The following is a 16,742-nucleotide window of genomic DNA, read 5'->3' as shown; positions in this document are numbered from 1 at the left end:
CATTTCATCAATGCACTATCAGCGAGATTGATGCTGAAACCTGCATATTGGAGAAGTTTGGGGTTACACTAGCAACATTTTTCATCAGCAGGTTTAGCTACCATGAGTTATACAGACACTATCGTCGCACAAGCTACCCCGCCAGGACGCGGCGGTGTGGGTATCGTTCGCGTTTCAGGACCAAAAGCGAAACAGGTCGCCATGGCCGTGACAGGTCGAGAGCTTCCTGTTCGTCGTGCTGAATATCTGCCGTTCAAAGATGAAGAAGGCACCGCTCTTGATCAAGGCATTGCACTGTACTTCCAATCACCAAACTCATTTACAGGCGAAGATGTGCTAGAACTACAAGGCCATGGAGGCCCTGTGATTATGGACATGCTGATCAAACGAATCGTAACCATTGACGGTGTGCGTACCGCACGCCCTGGTGAGTTCTCTGAACGCGCTTTTTTAAATGACAAGCTCGACCTTGCTCAAGCAGAAGCCATTGCTGATTTGATTGATGCCAGCTCTGAGCAAGCCGCAAAAAGCGCTCTACAAAGTCTACAGGGTGCATTTTCTAACAAAGTTAATCAGTTGGTGGAAGCGCTGATCCACTTGCGTATCTATGTAGAAGCGGCCATCGACTTCCCCGACGAAGAGATCGACTTTCTATCAGACGGCAAAGTCGCTAACGATCTCAATGGCATTATCAACACGCTAAGTGATGTGCGCAAAGAAGCCAACCAAGGCGCTATCATTCGTGAAGGGATGAAAGTCGTGATTGCAGGGCGACCAAATGCAGGTAAGTCCAGTCTTCTTAATGCCTTATCCGGGAAAGAAAGTGCGATTGTCACTGACATCGCTGGCACCACCCGTGACGTCTTGCGTGAGCATATCCACATCGATGGCATGCCATTGCACATTATCGATACAGCAGGCTTACGTGACGCGTCAGATGAAGTAGAGCGTATCGGTATTCAGCGCGCTTGGGATGAAATAGCACAAGCTGATCGCGTGCTATTTATGGTTGATGGCACCACCACAGATGCCACATCACCTGAAGAAATTTGGCCAGAATTTATTGACCGCTTACCGGCTAATATCGGCATGACAGTTATCCGCAACAAAGCGGACATGACTGGCGAAACACTGGGTATTTGTCACGCCAGTCAGCCTACCCTTATCCGCTTGAGTGCCAAAACAGGCACTGGTGTAGATTCGCTTCGCGATCACCTCAAAGCTTGTATGGGCTTCTCAGGAGCCACCGAAGGAGGCTTTATGGCACGCCGTCGTCATTTGGAAGCGCTCGATGCAGCCGCACGCCACCTTGATATAGGAAAAGAGCAGCTTGAAGGCTATATGGCTGGTGAAATTCTGGCTGAAGAGCTGCGCATTGCACAGCAACACCTTGGCGAAATCACGGGTGAATTCAGCTCAGATGATCTTCTTGGACGGATATTCAGTTCATTCTGTATTGGTAAATAAAGACACTTAAAGCTGCCAATCGGCAGCTTTTTTCTCCCCCCCCACAATTCATCCCTCCTTTGCTACACTTATTGTCAACTACCCGTTATTCAAGCCATTAAATGATCAATAGCCTGAGCCCTATACTCAATTTAGGGATAGAACGTTGCGACAAATTGCAGGTTCACCATTTACGGATGGTGAACCTATTGGCAGGCTTATGTGCAGGCGGGACCTTACTTTTTTCAGCATTATTCTGGTTTGCTTTCGACAATGCATCAGCCGCATTACTCAACGGTCTCTATGCTTTCCTCTATTTTATTGCCTTTGTTTTAACGCGAGAAGGAATGCTATGGCTGGCTAAATACTGGGTGTTTTTCGTCTTCTTCATCCAGCAATTTACACTGCCTTTGTTTGTACTATCAGATAACTTTGAAACTGAACTTCTACTGCTGGTGGTGCCAACGGCGGTAGTATTGGTGTTTGATCCCAGTGAGCGTCTTCCTCGATATGGGTTATCATTGATCGCTATCATTTTGTTGTTTTTAGCAAAAACAATTCCATCATCAGATCCAATCCTTTCACTAACCGATGCTGATGCTCGTGCAGCGTATCTCTGTGTCATTCTTGTTTTAGTCATGGCTTCCGTGGCGCTCACCGATTTTTATCTTGTTGATTTGCATACCATTGATGAATCATCACGGAAGCTTGTCCATGAAGACCTTTTGACTGAAACTGCAAATAGCCAAAGCCTCTACACACAAGCTGACGAGCTATTTTTCCGCGCACAACGTAAGAAAAAACCGTTATCAATCATTGCGATAAATCTCGACGGTTTCCGACAAATAAATGAAATGCATGGTAGAAGTACTGGCGACCAAGTGCTCGTCCATGTCGCTAACCTATTGAAAGAAAACCTTTCCCCGATAACACCATTGGGCAGAATGCATGCTGATAACTTTGTTGTGCTGCTGAGTGAAACACCAGCAAACGATGCCATGCGTATCGCCGAACAGTTAAAAGCAGCCATCAGTCGTAGCGTCGTTTTGTTAGATAACACAGCCGTTAAACGCACAGCGAGTTTAGGCGTGACGACATCTAATGAAGGCTGTCTTGCGGGCTATCAGTTGATCGATACGGCGTTGGTTGCGATGACAAACGCCAAGAAACGTGGAAAAAATAAAATCCAATCTCTCTCCCCCAAAGGTATCAATCCCCTGTTTCGCGACGAATTTTGTCAACCCAGTTAACTTGACTTGCCCATAGCCTGACTTCAATACTAGCTACCCGTATTTACACTGGTTTAGAGAAGAGTCTATGAGTGAAATAACCCTGATCACCGGAAGCACACTGGGTGGTACCGAATACGTTGGCGACCATTTGGCCGCTCTACTGGAGCAAGAGGGATATACGGTTAAGGTCATTAATGAAGCAGAATTAGTTGATGTAACAAGCAGTAAATGTCTGTTACTGATCACCTCAACACATGGTGCGGGTGACTACCCTGATAATTTATTGCCACTAATGGAAGCCTTAAACACAGATAAACCGGATTTATCAGGCTTAGAATATGCCGTCATTGCGATAGGAGATTCGAGTTATGACACCTTTTGCGGTGCAGGAATCAATGCCGACAAACAGCTGAAAACACTTGGTGCAAAGCGTGTAATTGACCGACTTGATATCGATATATGCACGCATCCATTGCCAGAAGAACCAGCCGAATTGTGGTTATCACAGTACAAAAACCAACTCTGTGAATAAAATTGCCCGCTAAGAGGGTAAATTTTATTCTATTTTGTGACCTGTAAATTGTGGATAACTATGGATCTAAACGGTGATCAACCTATAGTTATCCCAATAACAACTTTGACACTTTTACCCCCCTGTTGATAAGTACCCATTTTGATCCCAGGTAGTACATAACTTGATCCAAGCTCACACACAGAAAACGATCCGCCTTAAATGAATGATCATATTGATCATTTACCAGTTATCCACAGAGATCGTCTTCCTTAATAATGATCAATACAAAGATCTATATAAAGATCTTTATATATATTTAAGAGCTTCCCGCTCGATCAAAGATCACACTTTTGGTTCTCACCCTTCTGGAAAAGCGGTAGAATGATCCTCTTTTTCGCAATACCCAAATCAACCATTTCCTTTTTGAGGTCACACCATGTTTTACCAGGATAACTTTGATGTCATCGTTGTTGGTGGTGGTCATGCAGGTACGGAAGCTGCACTAGCCGCTGCACGTATGGGTCAACAAACCCTTCTGCTAACGCACAACATCGATACATTGGGGCAAATGTCATGCAACCCGGCTATTGGCGGGATCGGAAAAGGACATCTGGTGAAAGAAGTCGATGCGCTCGGTGGCCTAATGGCCCGTGCAATCGACAAGGGTGGGATCCAATTCAGAACGCTGAACGCTTCAAAAGGTCCTGCAGTGCGCGCTACTCGTGCACAAGCTGACCGCGCGCTCTACAAAGCGGCCGTTCGAGAGACATTGGAAAACCAACCGAACTTAATGCTTTTCCAACAGGCCGTTATTGATCTCATTGTTGAACAAGATCAAGTCACCGGCGTTGTGACTGAAATGGGGCTTAAGTTTCGAGCAAAATCCGTTGTTTTGACGGTGGGTACTTTCCTTGGTGGAAAAATCCATATTGGGTTGGAAAACTACTCCGGTGGCCGAGCAGGCGATCCGCCATCTATCGCATTAGCTGATCGACTGCGTGAATTGCCTTTTCGCGTTGATCGCCTAAAAACCGGTACACCACCTCGCATTGACGCTCGTACTGTCGATTTCAGCGTGATGGATACTCAGCATGGTGACAATCCACGCCCAGTGTTTTCTTTCATGGGTAAGGCGGCAGATCATCCTCGTCAAGTGCCATGTTTCATCACGTATACCAATGAAAATACACATGAACTGATCCGCAATAACTTAGATCGCAGCCCAATGTATTCCGGGGTGATTGAAGGTATTGGCCCACGTTATTGCCCGTCCATTGAAGACAAAGTGATGCGCTTTGCCGACAAAGACAAACACCAAATTTTCGTTGAGCCAGAAGGGTTAACAACCCATGAGTTATACCCAAATGGGATCTCCACCAGCCTGCCATTTGATGTGCAGATGGGGATCATCCATACGATCAAGGGTTTTGAAAATGCTCGAGTGATCCGTCCGGGCTACGCGATCGAGTATGATTTCTTCGATCCACGCGATCTGAAACAAACCTTTGAAACTAAATTTATAAAAGGTTTGTTCTTTGCTGGCCAGATTAACGGTACTACTGGTTATGAAGAAGCGGCGGCACAAGGCTTGCTTGCAGGTGCAAATGCTGCGTTATTTGCACAAGACAAAGAGGGCTGGTGTCCTCGTCGTGATCAAGCCTACATGGGCGTATTGATTGACGACTTGTCGACCATGGGCACGAAAGAACCGTATCGCATGTTCACATCCCGTGCGGAATATCGCTTATTGCTTCGTGAAGATAATGCTGATCTGCGTTTGACCGAAACGGGCCGTCAACTTGGTCTCGTAGACGACGAGCGCTGGGCGCGTTTCAATCAAAAACTTGAAAACATGGAGCTGGAAGCACAGCGTCTTCGCAGTACTTGGATTCGCCCAACCTCTGAGGATGTTCAGGCTCTCAACATGATCCTCAAGGCTCCATTGTCTCGTGAGGTCAATGGTGAAGAGTTATTACGTCGTCCGGAAATGACATACGATCAACTGGTTTCAATCCCAGCATTTGGTCCTGCGAACGAGGATCAACAAGCACGTGAGCAAGTTGAAACTCAGATCAAATACGAAGGCTATATCAACCGTCAAAAAGACGAGATTGAAAAGTCAGTTCGCCATGAAAACACGTCTCTCCCTATTGCATTGGACTACAAACACATCAAAGGGTTGTCTAACGAAGTCGTCGCCAAATTGCAGGATGCACGTCCTGAAACTGTCGGCAAGGCATCACGTATTTCAGGGATCACGCCAGCAGCTATTTCGATTCTGCTGGTACACCTGAAAAAGCAAGGCATGCTCAAAAAGGGAGCCTGATTTTCTGTGAAACAAACACTAGCAAAATTAATTGAACAAGCAGGGATGGATATCCCTGCTTATCAACAAGACCAGCTCATTGGTTACGTTGAAATGCTCCACAAATGGAATAAAGCCTACAATTTGACGTCTGTGCGTGATCCTCAAGAGATGATCATTAAGCATATTATGGACAGTATTGTGGTTAGCCAACATCTGGAAGGATCAACCTTTATCGATGTGGGCACGGGTCCTGGCTTGCCGGGGGTTCCATTGGCGATAATTAATCCTGATAAATCGTTTACTTTGCTTGATAGCCTAGGAAAGCGTATTCGTTTTATTCGTCAGGTGATCCACGAGTTAAAAATTGACAATGTGACGCCGATTCAAAGCCGCGTTGAAGACTTCCAGCCAGATCTGGGTTTTGATGGCGTATTGAGTCGTGCATTTGCCTCTATGAGTGACATGGTTAACTGGTGCCATCACTTGCCATCAGAGCACGGACACTTCCTTGCGCTGAAAGGACAAGTTGATCAGGTCGAGATTGATGAGCTTCCGGCTGATTGTTCTGTGACCGGTATCAAACCTTTGAGTGTTCCCGGATTGGAAGGACAACGTCATCTAGTAATCTTGGCTAGATAGGATCACTCGGCGAGGTCTACTTGTGGGAAAAGTCATAGCAATAGCAAACCAAAAAGGGGGCGTTGGTAAAACAACGACCTGTATTAATTTGGCTGCGTCGTTAGCCGCGACACAGCGTAAGGTGCTAGTTATAGACCTTGATCCTCAAGGCAATGCAACCATGGCTAGTGGTGTGGACAAATACGACGTGCATGCCACCGCCTATGAGTTGCTGGTTGAAGAAACGCCGTTTAACGATGTCGTCGTAACAGAAACAACCGGTGGTTATCACTTGATTGCTGCCAATGGTGACGTGACGGCGGCTGAAATCAAACTCATGGAAGTGTTTGCTCGTGAAGTCAGGTTGCGAAATGCCCTTGCAGACGTTCGTGAAAACTATGATTTCATCTTCATTGATTGTCCCCCTTCTCTTAACCTTCTTACAATCAACGCCATGACGGCGGCAAACTCTGTGTTGGTTCCCATGCAGTGTGAATATTTCGCATTGGAAGGTCTGACTGCGCTGATGGACACCATTAGTAAGCTTGCCAGCGTAGTAAACGCCGACTTGCATGTAGAAGGATTGCTAAGAACCATGTACGATCCGCGGAATCGTCTGGCCACTGAAGTGTCTGATCAAATTAAGAAACACTTTGGTGACAAGGTTTATCGCACCGTGATTCCACGTAATGTTCGTCTTGCAGAATCACCAAGTCATGGTAAACCCGCCATGTACTACGACAAGTATTCCAGTGGCGCCAAATCGTATTTGGCTTTAGCTGGTGAAATACTGCGCCGTGAAGAGCAGGCCAGACAAGCTGCAGATATTGCTAATGCGTCTTAAGGATATTTAATGAACGCGACCAAACGTGGATTGGGCAAAGGGTTAGATGCGCTTCTTGCAACCAGTGCAAAAGCACAGGCACGCGTAGACCTGAATGCTGATACCCGTGAAGCTATTAGTAACAGCGAGTTACAGCATCTACCGCTGACTGCGTTGCGTCCAGGGGTTTATCAACCTCGTCAGGACATGGCGTCAGAAGCGCTAGAAGAGCTGGCTGAATCTATTAAAGCACAAGGTGTTATCCAACCACTGGTCGTGCGTCAAGTTGGCAACCAGCAGTATGAAATCATTGCTGGTGAGCGTCGTTTTCGCGCTTCTAAATTAGCGGGCCTCACCCATGTGCCTTGCTTGGTGCGTGAGTTAAACGATAGAGCCGCCAGTGCCATTGCTCTCATTGAGAATATTCAACGTGAAGATCTCAATGCGATGGAAGAAGCGGAAGCGCTTAACCGACTTATCCAAGATTTCTCCCTCACCCACCAACAGCTTGCCGAGGCACTCGGTAAATCCCGTACTACCATCAGTAATTTATTGCGATTGAATGGCCTGGAAGTTGGCGTGAAAAAATTGTTGTCGAGTAGACAACTTGAAATGGGCCATGCACGCGCATTGCTGGCTTTGGAAGGTGAATCGCAAATTGAAGCAGCACTTGCCTCCGTTAATAAAAAACTCACAGTAAGACAAACCGAAGCGCTGGTGAAAAAGTTACTATCGCCCGTGGTTGAAAAGATAACTGAGCCTCTGTCAGATCAAATTTTGGCTGTACAAGATAGGCTCATGAATAAGCTTGGTACCAAAGTTTCTTTGTCTCAGGGCAAAGGAGGCAGTGGTAAGCTTGTCATCAACTTTGACCAGAACGAAAAACTTATGCAAATTCTTGCAATTCTCGATGAGAAATTGTGACGCAACGCGTTGGGTTTTTGTTACAAATTTTTGCTTACTGTGATCAGGTTACCCTGTTGTAAAATTTAGCCTCTCTTTTTGATGTGATGAGATTGCATTCGAAAGGGTGACCCGTATAATTTTCGCAGTTTTCCCAGCACGACTAAGTGCTAAGAGGAAAGGAATCGAGGAACGAATACATGGTATCGACGCTCACGCGACCAGGTCGCAAGCTTGCGACAAGGTTGCTGCTGTTACAGTTGTGCGTCGTGTTAGCAACGGCAATCTTGATGGTGACCACCATCAATGTCGACTGGGGAATTTCCGCACTCATTGGCGGTGGCATCTTTGTGATAGCCAACGCAGCCTTTGCATTGTGTGCATTCCTGTTTAGTGGGGCGAGAGCCGCAAAACTTATCGTTGCATCTTTTTTCGGCGGTGAAGTGCTCAAAATCCTGTTAACGGTCGTTTTATTTTCCGTTGTTTACCTGTATGCCGAGGTGGAACTTGTTCCCCTCAAACTGGCCTATTTGCTGGTACTTGGAATTAATATCCTTGCACCAGTTTTATTCATTAACAACAACAAATAGGATGAGTTATGGCTGCGTCAGGTGAAGCGCTTACACCATCCAGTTATATCTCTCACCATCTAACCAATCTGTCTACGGACAAATTAGGTTTAGCGGGTGAAGGTAGTTTCTGGTCGGTGCACATTGATAGCCTGTTTTTCTCTGTCCTGATCGGCGTCGGCTTCCTATGGCTGTTCCGTTCTGTGGCAAAGAAAGCAACAACCGGAGTACCAGGCAAGCTTCAGTGTTTTGTGGAAATGTTGGTTGAGTTCGTTGATGAAAACGTTCGTGAAACCTTCCATGGAAAGAATCCACTGATTGCACCTCTGGCTCTGACCATTTTCGTCTGGATTTTCTTGATGAATACGATGGATTTAATTCCAATCGATTTTCTTCCTTATCCAGCGGAGCACTGGCTTGGTATTCCTTATCTAAAAGTGGTACCAACGGCAGATGTAAACATCACCTTAGCAATGGCGCTAGGCGTTTTCTTCTTGATGATTTATTACAGCATTAAGATCAAAGGCTTGGGCGGTTTTGCGAAAGAACTGGCATTTCACCCGTTCAATCACTGGAGTATGATTCCTTTCAACCTACTTCTCGAAGTGGTATCGCTATTGGCGAAACCGATTTCATTGGGTATGCGTTTGTTCGGTAACATGTTCGCCGGTGAGGTGGTATTTATCCTTATTGCGGCACTTCTGCCGTGGTGGGCGCAATGGTTGGGTTCATTACCGTGGGCAATATTCCACATTTTGGTTATTACCATCCAAGCGTTCGTCTTTATGATGTTGACTATCGTGTACCTGTCTCAGGCGCATGAAGATTCAGATCATTAATAGTTTTAGTAAGCAACTTTGTTAGACCTTCCGGCATATAAGCCGACAACAAGAAACTGGAGATAGTGATGGAAACTTTATTGAGCTTTTCTGCAATTGCCGTTGGCATCATTGTAGGTCTTGCTTCCCTGGGTACCGCGATTGGTTTCGCACTGCTTGGCGGTAAATTCCTTGAAGGTGCAGCGCGTCAACCAGAAATGGCTCCAATGCTGCAAGTTAAGATGTTCATCATTGCAGGTCTGCTAGATGCTGTACCAATGATCGGTATCGTTATTGCGTTGCTGTTCACTTTCGCAAACCCATTTGTAGGTCAACTGGCTGGCTAATTTAGCTGAACGGATCCTGTATAGCTAACTAGTGAGGAGTCGCTGTTGTGAATATAAACGCAACTCTGTTTGGTCAGGCAATCGCGTTTTCGATGTTTGTTTGGTTCTGCATGAAATATGTATGGCCACCAATCATGCAAGCGATTGAAGAGCGTCAGAAGAAAATTGCTGACGGTTTAGCGGCCGCTGAACGTGCCGCAAAAGACCTGAACTTGGCCCAGGCTAATGCTTCCGATCAATTGAAAGAAGCAAAGCGCTCTGCAAGTGAGATCATCGAACAGGCAAACAAGCGTAAAGCACAAATAATCGACCAAGCCCGTGAGGAAGCGAATTCTGAGCGCGAAAATATCCTTCACCAAGGACAGGCTGAACTCGAAGCTGAACGCAACCGTGCCCGTGATGAACTTCGCAAGCAAGTTGCAACTCTGGCCGTGATCGGTGCTGAGAAAATTCTGGAGCGCTCTATTGATGAGTCTGCTCATAAAGATATTCTCGATAAAATCACTGCAGAACTTTAAGAAGGAGGGGCCGCAATGTCTGAACTGACAACTATCGCACGCCCCTACGCTAAAGCAGCCTTCGATCTGGCGGTAGAAAAAAGCGAATTTGACCAATGGTCTGAAATGCTGACATTTGCTGCCGAAGTTGCCCGCAATGAAACCATCGTTGATTACATCGGTGGTATGCATTCAGCTGAAAAGTTGACTGAGATTTTTATCTCTGTGTGTGGCGAACAGCTCAATGAACTTGGCCAAAACCTGATTAAGGTAATGGCTGAAAACGGACGCCTCACAGCGTTGCCGGAAGTATGTATCCAGTTCTTGGCACTGCGCCAAGACTACGAAAAGCAGATTGACGTTGATGTCTTCTCTGCTATCGCGCTTGATCAAGCGCAATTGGATGCTATTACCAGCAAACTTGAAGCCCGTCTTGAGCGCAAAGTGAAGCTGAACTGTAGTGTAGACGAGACCCTGGTTGCCGGGGTTGTGATTCGAGCTGGAGACTTGGTCATCGATAACTCAGTAAGCGGTCGTATCCGCAGACTGAGCGATGCATTGCAGTCTTGATTTGGGGAATTGGAGCATGCAACTTAATTCCACGGAAATAAGCGATCTGATCAAACAACGTATTGAAAAATTCAACGTTGTTAGTGAAGCACGCAACGAAGGTACCATCGTGTCAGTCAGTGACGGTATCATTCGCATCCATGGCCTTGCTGATGCTATGCAAGGGGAAATGATTGAACTACCTGGCAACCGCTTTGCACTCGCGCTCAACCTTGAGCGTGATTCTGTAGGTGCGGTTGTCATGGGTCCTTATGCCGACCTTCAGGAAGGTATGAAAGTGACCGGCACTGGCCGCATTCTTGAAGTGCCAGTGGGTCCTGAGCTGTTGGGTCGTGTCGTGAATACACTTGGCGAACCAATCGACGGCAAAGGTCCAATCGACGCGAAATTGACTTCTCCTGTAGAAGTGATTGCACCGGGTGTAATCGCTCGTCAATCGGTCGATCAACCAGTACAAACTGGTTATAAAGCAGTCGATGCTATGATTCCAATCGGCCGTGGTCAGCGTGAGCTGGTTATCGGTGACCGTCAGACTGGTAAAACAGCACTGGCAATCGATGCGATCATCAACCAGAAAAACTCTGGCATCTTCTCTATCTATGTAGCTATCGGCCAGAAAGCGTCAACCATCGCTAACGTGGTTCGCAAACTGGAAGAGCACGATGCACTGAAAAACACCATCGTTGTTGTGGCATCAGCGTCTGAAGCTGCTGCACTGCAATACCTGGCACCTTATGCAGGTTGTGCGATGGGTGAATACTTCCGTGATCGCGGTGAAGATGCACTGATCGTATATGATGATCTGTCTAAGCAAGCTGTTGCTTACCGCCAGATTTCGTTGCTGCTGCGTCGTCCACCAGGTCGTGAAGCTTACCCAGGTGATGTTTTCTATCTCCACTCTCGTTTGCTAGAGCGTGCAGCACGTGTAAGTGCTGACTACGTTGAAAAATTCACCAACGGTGAAGTGACAGGTAAAACAGGCTCTTTGACTGCGCTACCTATCATTGAAACCCAAGCGGGTGACGTATCTGCATTCGTACCTACCAACGTTATCTCGATCACTGATGGTCAGATCTTCCTGCAGTCTGAACTGTTCAACTCCGGTATTCGTCCGGCGGTTGATCCAGGTATTTCAGTATCGCGTGTAGGTGGTGCTGCTCAGACGAAGATCATTAAGAAACTGTCTGGTGGTATCCGTACGGCATTGGCACAGTACCGTGAATTGGCGGCATTCGCACAATTCTCGTCTGACCTTGATGAAGCAACGAAGAAACAGCTAGATCATGGTCAGAAAGTGACTGAGTTGATGAAGCAGAAGCAATACGCACCAATGTCTGTTTTTGAACAAGGCATGGTGATTTTTGCAGCTGAAAAAGGCTATTTGACAGACGTTGCTCTGGATAAACTGGCTGATTTCGAAGCTGCTCTGCTTGCATATGCTAAGGCACAGTATGCCGAGCTGGTAGCCCTGATCGAAGAGAAGGGTGACTACAACAGCGATATTGAAGCTCAATTGACCAAATTGGTTGAAAACTTCAAGGCAACTCAAACCTGGTAATGCGTAGAAGGCCGCCTTTGCGGCCTTCTAACAACGGAGAGTAACGATGGCCGGCGCAAAAGAAATTCGTAACAAGATCGGAAGTGTTAAAAGCACACAGAAGATCACCAAAGCGATGGAAATGGTTGCCGCTTCTAAAATGCGTCGTTCGCAAGACGCCATGGAAGCCTCCCGTCCATACGCGACTACTATGCGCAAAGTGATCGGTCATGTCGCCCTTGGTAAATTAGAGTATCGTCATCCATATCTGGAAGAGCGAGAAGCCAAGCGCGTCGGTTACATCATCGTATCTTCAGATCGCGGTCTGTGTGGTGGCTTGAACATTAACCTGTTCAAACGTGCTATCAATGGGATGCAGGAGTGGACTCAAAAAGGCGCAGAAGTTGATACTGCCCTGATTGGCTCTAAAGCCTCGGCATTCTTTAACAACTACGGTACACCAGTATCAGCACAAGCTTCAGGTTTGGGCGATAACCCGTCACTTGAAGACTTGATTGGTACTGTCGGTGTCATGCTGAAAAAATATGATGAAGGCCAGCTGGATCGCTTGTATCTAGTTTACAACACGTTTGTAAATACGATGACGCAGGCACCAGTGATCGATCAATTGCTGCCTTTGCCTAAGTCAGAAGACGAAGAAATGAAACGCAGCCACTCTTGGGATTATATTTATGAGCCCGAGCCAAAACCTCTGCTGGATACCTTGTTAGTTCGCTATGTCGAATCTCAAGTTTATCAAGGCGTGGTTGAAAACCTTGCGTGTGAACAAGCTGCGCGAATGGTTGCGATGAAGGCTGCAACAGATAATGCAGGTGACATCATTGATGATCTGCAACTGGTGTATAACAAAGCCCGTCAGACTGCAATTACACAAGAGCTATCGGAGATTGTCTCCGGTGCAGCGGCGGTGTAAGGCAAGGGTCAACGAAATATTTTTAGAGGAATAACGATGGCTACAGGTAAGATCGTTCAGATCATCGGTGCGGTAGTCGACGTAGAGTTTCCACAGGAGTCTGTACCTAAGGTATATGACGCCCTGGACGTGAAACGTGAAGGCGAGCGTCTGGTGCTGGAAGTTCAGCAGCAGCTGGGTGGTGGTATCGTCCGTACCATCGCGATGGGTTCGTCAGATGGTCTGCGTCGTGGACTGGAAGTAGAGAACACAGGCAAGCCAATTGAAGTACCAGTAGGTACAGCAACCTTAGGTCGTATCATGAACGTCCTAGGTGATTCAATCGATGAGCGTGGCGAGATTGGTGAAGAAGAGCGTTACTCTATTCACCGTGAAGCGCCAAGCTACGAAGACCAATCAAACGCGACTGAACTGCTGGAAACCGGCGTTAAAGTTATCGATTTGATGTGTCCGTTCGCTAAGGGCGGTAAAATCGGTCTGTTCGGTGGTGCGGGTGTAGGTAAGACCGTTAACATGATGGAACTTATCAATAACATCGCACTTCAGCATTCTGGTTTGTCAGTATTTGCAGGTGTTGGTGAGCGTACCCGTGAAGGTAACGACTTCTACTTTGAAATGCAGGAAGCAGGTGTTGTAAACATCGAAAATCCGGCTGAATCAAAAGTAGCCATGGTTTACGGTCAAATGAACGAGCCACCAGGTAACCGTCTACGCGTTGCTTTGACTGGCCTGACAATGGCTGAGAAGTTCCGTGACGAAGGTCGTGACGTACTGCTGTTCATTGATAACATCTATCGCTACACCTTGGCCGGTACTGAAGTATCAGCACTGCTAGGTCGTATGCCTTCTGCGGTAGGTTATCAACCTACACTGGCAGAAGAAATGGGTGTGCTTCAAGAGCGTATCACGTCTACCAAGAGTGGTTCTATCACATCTGTTCAGGCCGTTTACGTCCCTGCGGATGACTTGACTGACCCATCTCCTGCAACCACGTTTGCTCACTTGGATGCAACCGTTGTTCTTTCACGTAACATTGCATCTATGGGTATGTACCCTGCGATCGATCCTCTGGATTCAACATCTCGTATGTTGGACCCATTAGTGGTCGGCCAAGAGCACTATGATGTTGCGCGTGGCGTTCAGTCAATTCTTCAGCGTTACAAAGAACTAAAAGACATCATTGCTATCTTGGGTATGGATGAGCTATCAGAAGACGATAAGCTTGCTGTATCTCGTGCACGTAAGATTGAGCGCTTCCTGACTCAGCCTTACCACGTAGCAGAAGTCTTTACTGGTCAACCAGGTGTTTACGTTTCGCTAAAAGACACCATCAATGGCTTCAAAGGCATGATGAGTGGCGAGTATGACGATATCCCAGAACAGGCATTCCTGTACTGTGGTGCTATCGAAGAAGTCCTCGAAAAAGCGAAGAACCTGTAACGGTTGTTAGGAGGCGATATGGCAGCGATGACCTTCCATCTGGATGTAGTAAGCGCAGAAAAACAATTGTTTTCTGGTCGAGCCGAAGCTATTCAGGTAACTGGTAGCGAAGGTGAGCTGGGTATTTTCCCAAGCCACACCCCGCTGCTGACCGCCATTACGCCAGGCATGATCCGTATTACTAAACAGCACGGCCACGAAGAGGTTATTTATCTTTCTGGCGGCATGTTGGAAGTACAGCCAAGCACAGTCACTGTGTTGGCGGACACCGCAATTCGTGGTGCCGATCTGGATCAGGCGAAGGCAGAAGAAGCGAAGCGTCGTGCTGAGGATCGTATCCTCAATAAGCACGGAGACATGGACTTTGCTCAGGCGGCCAGTGATCTGGCCAAAGCGATTGCCCAGCTACGAGTTATCGAGCTGACCAAAAAGGCACGCTAAATAGCCAGGTAACACAGCAAGCTGAAAAGGCGACCGAATGGTCGCCTTTTTTCTATATTAATGGCGAGAATAAGCCTGATTTTTGCTACAAAGTGACGGGAAATTAAGATTTTATCGTTATCGAGCATGCCGTTTTACACCACGAGTCGTTACAATACGTGCCATTATTGTGATGTGACATTTTTATTCCAAGGATAAGTTTCCCATGAATTTCAGTGCTGTGATTCTTGCGGCGGGCAAGGGAACCCGCATGTATTCCAATTTGCCTAAAGTATTGCATACGCTTGCAGGTAAGCCGATGGTGAAGCACGTCATTGATACGTGTTGCTCGTTAGGCGCTCAAGATCTGCATCTTGTTTACGGGCATGGTGGTGATGCGATGAAAGCATCATTGTCTCAAGAGCCAGTTAACTGGGTACTTCAGGCTGAGCAGCTTGGCACGGGTCATGCGGTTAATCAGGCGGCATCGGAATTTAGGGATGATGAGCAGATACTTATTCTTTATGGAGACGTGCCATTAATCTCAGAGCAAACCATCGAAAACTTGCTAGAGGCACAACCCGACGGCGGTATTGCTCTTCTCACGGTGGTGCTTGATAACCCTTCAGGCTATGGACGTATTGTGCGTCGCAATGGGCCAGTGGTCGCGATTGTTGAAGACAAAGATGCGTCACAAGAGCAAAAGCTGATCAAAGAGATTAATACTGGTGTAATGGTCGCCACTGGCCGTGATCTGCGTCGTTGGCTGTCCCAGTTGAAAAATGAAAATGCTCAGGGTGAATACTACCTGACTGACGTTATCGCTATTGCTCATAATGAAGGGCGTGCTGTTGAAGCCGTGCACCCTGAAAGTGTCATTGAGGTGGAGGGCGTTAACAACCGTATTCAATTGGCGCGTCTTGAGCGTGCGTTTCAAGCTGCTCAGGCAGAGAAACTGTTGGAAAGTGGTGTGATGCTTCGTGATCCTTCGCGTTTTGACTTACGTGGTCAATTACAGTGCGGCATTGACGTTGAAATTGACGTGAACGTTGTGATTGAAGGTTTTGTTACCTTGGGTGATAACGTGGTTATCGGTGCTGGCTGTGTATTGAAAGATTGTGAAATTGACGATAACACAGAAGTACGCCCAATGAGTGTCATCGAAGGCGCCTCTGTTGGGGAAGAGTGTACTGTTGGTCCTTTTGCTCGTTTGCGTCCCGGGGCTGAGCTAGTGGGTGATTCCCATGTCGGTAATTTTGTTGAAGTGAAGAACGCACGCTTAGGCAAAGGCTCTAAAGCCAACCACCTGACTTATCTCGGTGATGCTGAAATTGGCGATCGTGTGAATATTGGTGCAGGTACGATCACCTGTAATTACGATGGTGCGAATAAGCACAAAACCATTATTGAAGATGATGTGTTTGTCGGTTCAGACAGTCAGTTGGTCGCGCCAGTTACCATCAAAAAAGGCGCAACGATTGGTGCGGGCACGACATTGACCAATAATGTGGAAGAAGGCCAGTTGGTAATTACGCGTACCAAAGCCCGTGCGATTGCTGATTGGCAGCGTCCGATCAAGCAAAAATAACTGACTATTTAGCCATAAGAACACCGCATTTGCGGTGTTTTTTTATTTGGTTGGTTAAAACATCAGCAAACGAAAAATAGGGGGTTGACGGCTTTCCTATTCCGCAATATTATACGCGCCTCAGTTGGGATATCGCCAAGCGGTAAGGCAGCGGCTTTTGATGCCGCCATTCCCTGGT

General features: G+C 47.0%; 17 protein-coding genes. All 17 read left to right on the top strand.

Annotated elements, in window-relative coordinates:
* Nucleotides 1-102: 102 nt before the first annotated feature.
* The 17 genes from mnmE to glmU all read left to right on the top strand — a co-directional run bounded on the left by mnmE (nucleotide 103) and on the right by glmU (nucleotide 16,564).
* A complete protein-coding gene (gene mnmE, locus ACED36_RS19340; RefSeq protein WP_016961804.1) occupies nucleotides 103-1,467 on the top strand; it encodes a tRNA uridine-5-carboxymethylaminomethyl(34) synthesis GTPase MnmE in 1,365 nt (454 codons plus the stop codon).
* 101 nt (nucleotides 1,468-1,568) lie between these two features.
* Nucleotides 1,569-2,696: a GGDEF domain-containing protein gene (locus ACED36_RS19335; protein ID WP_241823360.1), complete on the top strand. Its 1,128-nt coding sequence runs from the start codon at nucleotides 1,569-1,571 to the stop codon at nucleotides 2,694-2,696.
* Nucleotides 2,697-2,763: 67 nt separating this feature from the next.
* Nucleotides 2,764-3,210 carry an FMN-binding protein MioC gene (mioC, locus tag ACED36_RS19330; protein WP_016961806.1) on the top strand — a complete coding sequence of 149 codons (447 nt, stop codon included), beginning with the start codon at nucleotides 2,764-2,766 and terminating at the stop codon, nucleotides 3,208-3,210.
* A gap of 418 nt (nucleotides 3,211-3,628) precedes the next feature.
* The gene (gene mnmG / locus ACED36_RS19325) at nucleotides 3,629-5,518 is read left to right on the top strand and encodes a tRNA uridine-5-carboxymethylaminomethyl(34) synthesis enzyme MnmG (protein WP_016961807.1); all 1,890 of its coding nucleotides are present in this window, start codon (nucleotides 3,629-3,631) and stop codon (nucleotides 5,516-5,518) included.
* Between the two features lie 6 nt (nucleotides 5,519-5,524).
* On the top strand, nucleotides 5,525-6,139 hold the full coding sequence (gene rsmG / locus ACED36_RS19320; RefSeq protein ID WP_016961808.1) for a 16S rRNA (guanine(527)-N(7))-methyltransferase RsmG: 615 nt from the start codon (nucleotides 5,525-5,527) through the stop codon (nucleotides 6,137-6,139).
* A gap of 22 nt (nucleotides 6,140-6,161) precedes the next feature.
* Nucleotides 6,162-6,962 carry a ParA family protein gene (locus tag ACED36_RS19315; RefSeq protein WP_016961809.1) on the top strand — a complete coding sequence of 267 codons (801 nt, stop codon included), beginning with the start codon at nucleotides 6,162-6,164 and terminating at the stop codon, nucleotides 6,960-6,962.
* A gap of 9 nt (nucleotides 6,963-6,971) precedes the next feature.
* Entirely contained in the window at nucleotides 6,972-7,865 is an 894-nt protein-coding gene (locus tag ACED36_RS19310) for a ParB/RepB/Spo0J family partition protein (RefSeq protein ID WP_016961810.1), read from the top strand.
* A 179-nt stretch (nucleotides 7,866-8,044) separates the two neighbouring features.
* Nucleotides 8,045-8,434, top strand: coding sequence for a F0F1 ATP synthase subunit I (locus ACED36_RS19305; protein ID WP_016961811.1), 390 nt, complete (start codon nucleotides 8,045-8,047; stop codon nucleotides 8,432-8,434).
* Nucleotides 8,435-8,442: 8 nt separating this feature from the next.
* Entirely contained in the window at nucleotides 8,443-9,252 is an 810-nt protein-coding gene (atpB, locus tag ACED36_RS19300; RefSeq protein ID WP_016961812.1) for a F0F1 ATP synthase subunit A, read from the top strand.
* Between the two features lie 68 nt (nucleotides 9,253-9,320).
* Entirely contained in the window at nucleotides 9,321-9,578 is a 258-nt protein-coding gene (atpE, locus tag ACED36_RS19295; protein WP_005372317.1) for a F0F1 ATP synthase subunit C, read from the top strand.
* A gap of 47 nt (nucleotides 9,579-9,625) precedes the next feature.
* Complete coding sequence (gene atpF / locus ACED36_RS19290) at nucleotides 9,626-10,096, top strand: F0F1 ATP synthase subunit B (protein WP_016961813.1); 471 nt, start codon at nucleotides 9,626-9,628, stop codon at nucleotides 10,094-10,096.
* Nucleotides 10,097-10,111: 15 nt separating this feature from the next.
* Entirely contained in the window at nucleotides 10,112-10,645 is a 534-nt protein-coding gene (gene atpH, locus ACED36_RS19285; protein ID WP_016961814.1) for a F0F1 ATP synthase subunit delta, read from the top strand.
* A 16-nt stretch (nucleotides 10,646-10,661) separates the two neighbouring features.
* Entirely contained in the window at nucleotides 10,662-12,203 is a 1,542-nt protein-coding gene (atpA, locus tag ACED36_RS19280) for a F0F1 ATP synthase subunit alpha (RefSeq protein WP_016961815.1), read from the top strand.
* 46 nt (nucleotides 12,204-12,249) lie between these two features.
* Nucleotides 12,250-13,116, top strand: coding sequence for a F0F1 ATP synthase subunit gamma (gene atpG / locus ACED36_RS19275; RefSeq protein WP_016961816.1), 867 nt, complete (start codon nucleotides 12,250-12,252; stop codon nucleotides 13,114-13,116).
* A 36-nt stretch (nucleotides 13,117-13,152) separates the two neighbouring features.
* A complete protein-coding gene (gene atpD / locus ACED36_RS19270; RefSeq protein ID WP_016961817.1) occupies nucleotides 13,153-14,556 on the top strand; it encodes a F0F1 ATP synthase subunit beta in 1,404 nt (467 codons plus the stop codon).
* Nucleotides 14,557-14,574: 18 nt separating this feature from the next.
* Nucleotides 14,575-14,997, top strand: a complete 423-nt coding sequence (locus tag ACED36_RS19265; protein WP_016961818.1) for a F0F1 ATP synthase subunit epsilon — start codon at nucleotides 14,575-14,577, stop codon at nucleotides 14,995-14,997.
* Between the two features lie 205 nt (nucleotides 14,998-15,202).
* Nucleotides 15,203-16,564, top strand: a complete 1,362-nt coding sequence (gene glmU / locus ACED36_RS19260; protein ID WP_016961819.1) for a bifunctional UDP-N-acetylglucosamine diphosphorylase/glucosamine-1-phosphate N-acetyltransferase GlmU — start codon at nucleotides 15,203-15,205, stop codon at nucleotides 16,562-16,564.
* Nucleotides 16,565-16,742: the final 178 nt, after the last annotated feature.

It is taken from the genome of Enterovibrio sp. FF113 (assembly GCF_041439165.1).
GTDB lineage: Bacteria > Pseudomonadota > Gammaproteobacteria > Enterobacterales > Vibrionaceae > Enterovibrio > Enterovibrio norvegicus_A.
This window is presented reverse-complemented; position numbering and strand designations above follow the sequence as displayed.

Coding starts and splice junctions, on each gene's coding strand:
- glmU (WP_016961819.1), top strand. CDS start 15,203: ATGAATTTCAGTGCTGTGATTCTTGCGGCGGGCAAGGGAACCCGCATG.
- atpB (WP_016961812.1), top strand. CDS start 8,443: ATGGCTGCGTCAGGTGAAGCGCTTACACCATCCAGTTATATCTCTCAC.
- ACED36_RS19265 (WP_016961818.1), top strand. CDS start 14,575: ATGGCAGCGATGACCTTCCATCTGGATGTAGTAAGCGCAGAAAAACAA.
- mnmE (WP_016961804.1), top strand. CDS start 103: ATGAGTTATACAGACACTATCGTCGCACAAGCTACCCCGCCAGGACGC.
- mnmG (WP_016961807.1), top strand. CDS start 3,629: ATGTTTTACCAGGATAACTTTGATGTCATCGTTGTTGGTGGTGGTCAT.
- atpH (WP_016961814.1), top strand. CDS start 10,112: ATGTCTGAACTGACAACTATCGCACGCCCCTACGCTAAAGCAGCCTTC.
- atpG (WP_016961816.1), top strand. CDS start 12,250: ATGGCCGGCGCAAAAGAAATTCGTAACAAGATCGGAAGTGTTAAAAGC.
- ACED36_RS19335 (WP_241823360.1), top strand. CDS start 1,569: ATGATCAATAGCCTGAGCCCTATACTCAATTTAGGGATAGAACGTTGC.
- atpD (WP_016961817.1), top strand. CDS start 13,153: ATGGCTACAGGTAAGATCGTTCAGATCATCGGTGCGGTAGTCGACGTA.
- atpE (WP_005372317.1), top strand. CDS start 9,321: ATGGAAACTTTATTGAGCTTTTCTGCAATTGCCGTTGGCATCATTGTA.
- mioC (WP_016961806.1), top strand. CDS start 2,764: ATGAGTGAAATAACCCTGATCACCGGAAGCACACTGGGTGGTACCGAA.
- ACED36_RS19310 (WP_016961810.1), top strand. CDS start 6,972: ATGAACGCGACCAAACGTGGATTGGGCAAAGGGTTAGATGCGCTTCTT.
- atpA (WP_016961815.1), top strand. CDS start 10,662: ATGCAACTTAATTCCACGGAAATAAGCGATCTGATCAAACAACGTATT.
- ACED36_RS19305 (WP_016961811.1), top strand. CDS start 8,045: ATGGTATCGACGCTCACGCGACCAGGTCGCAAGCTTGCGACAAGGTTG.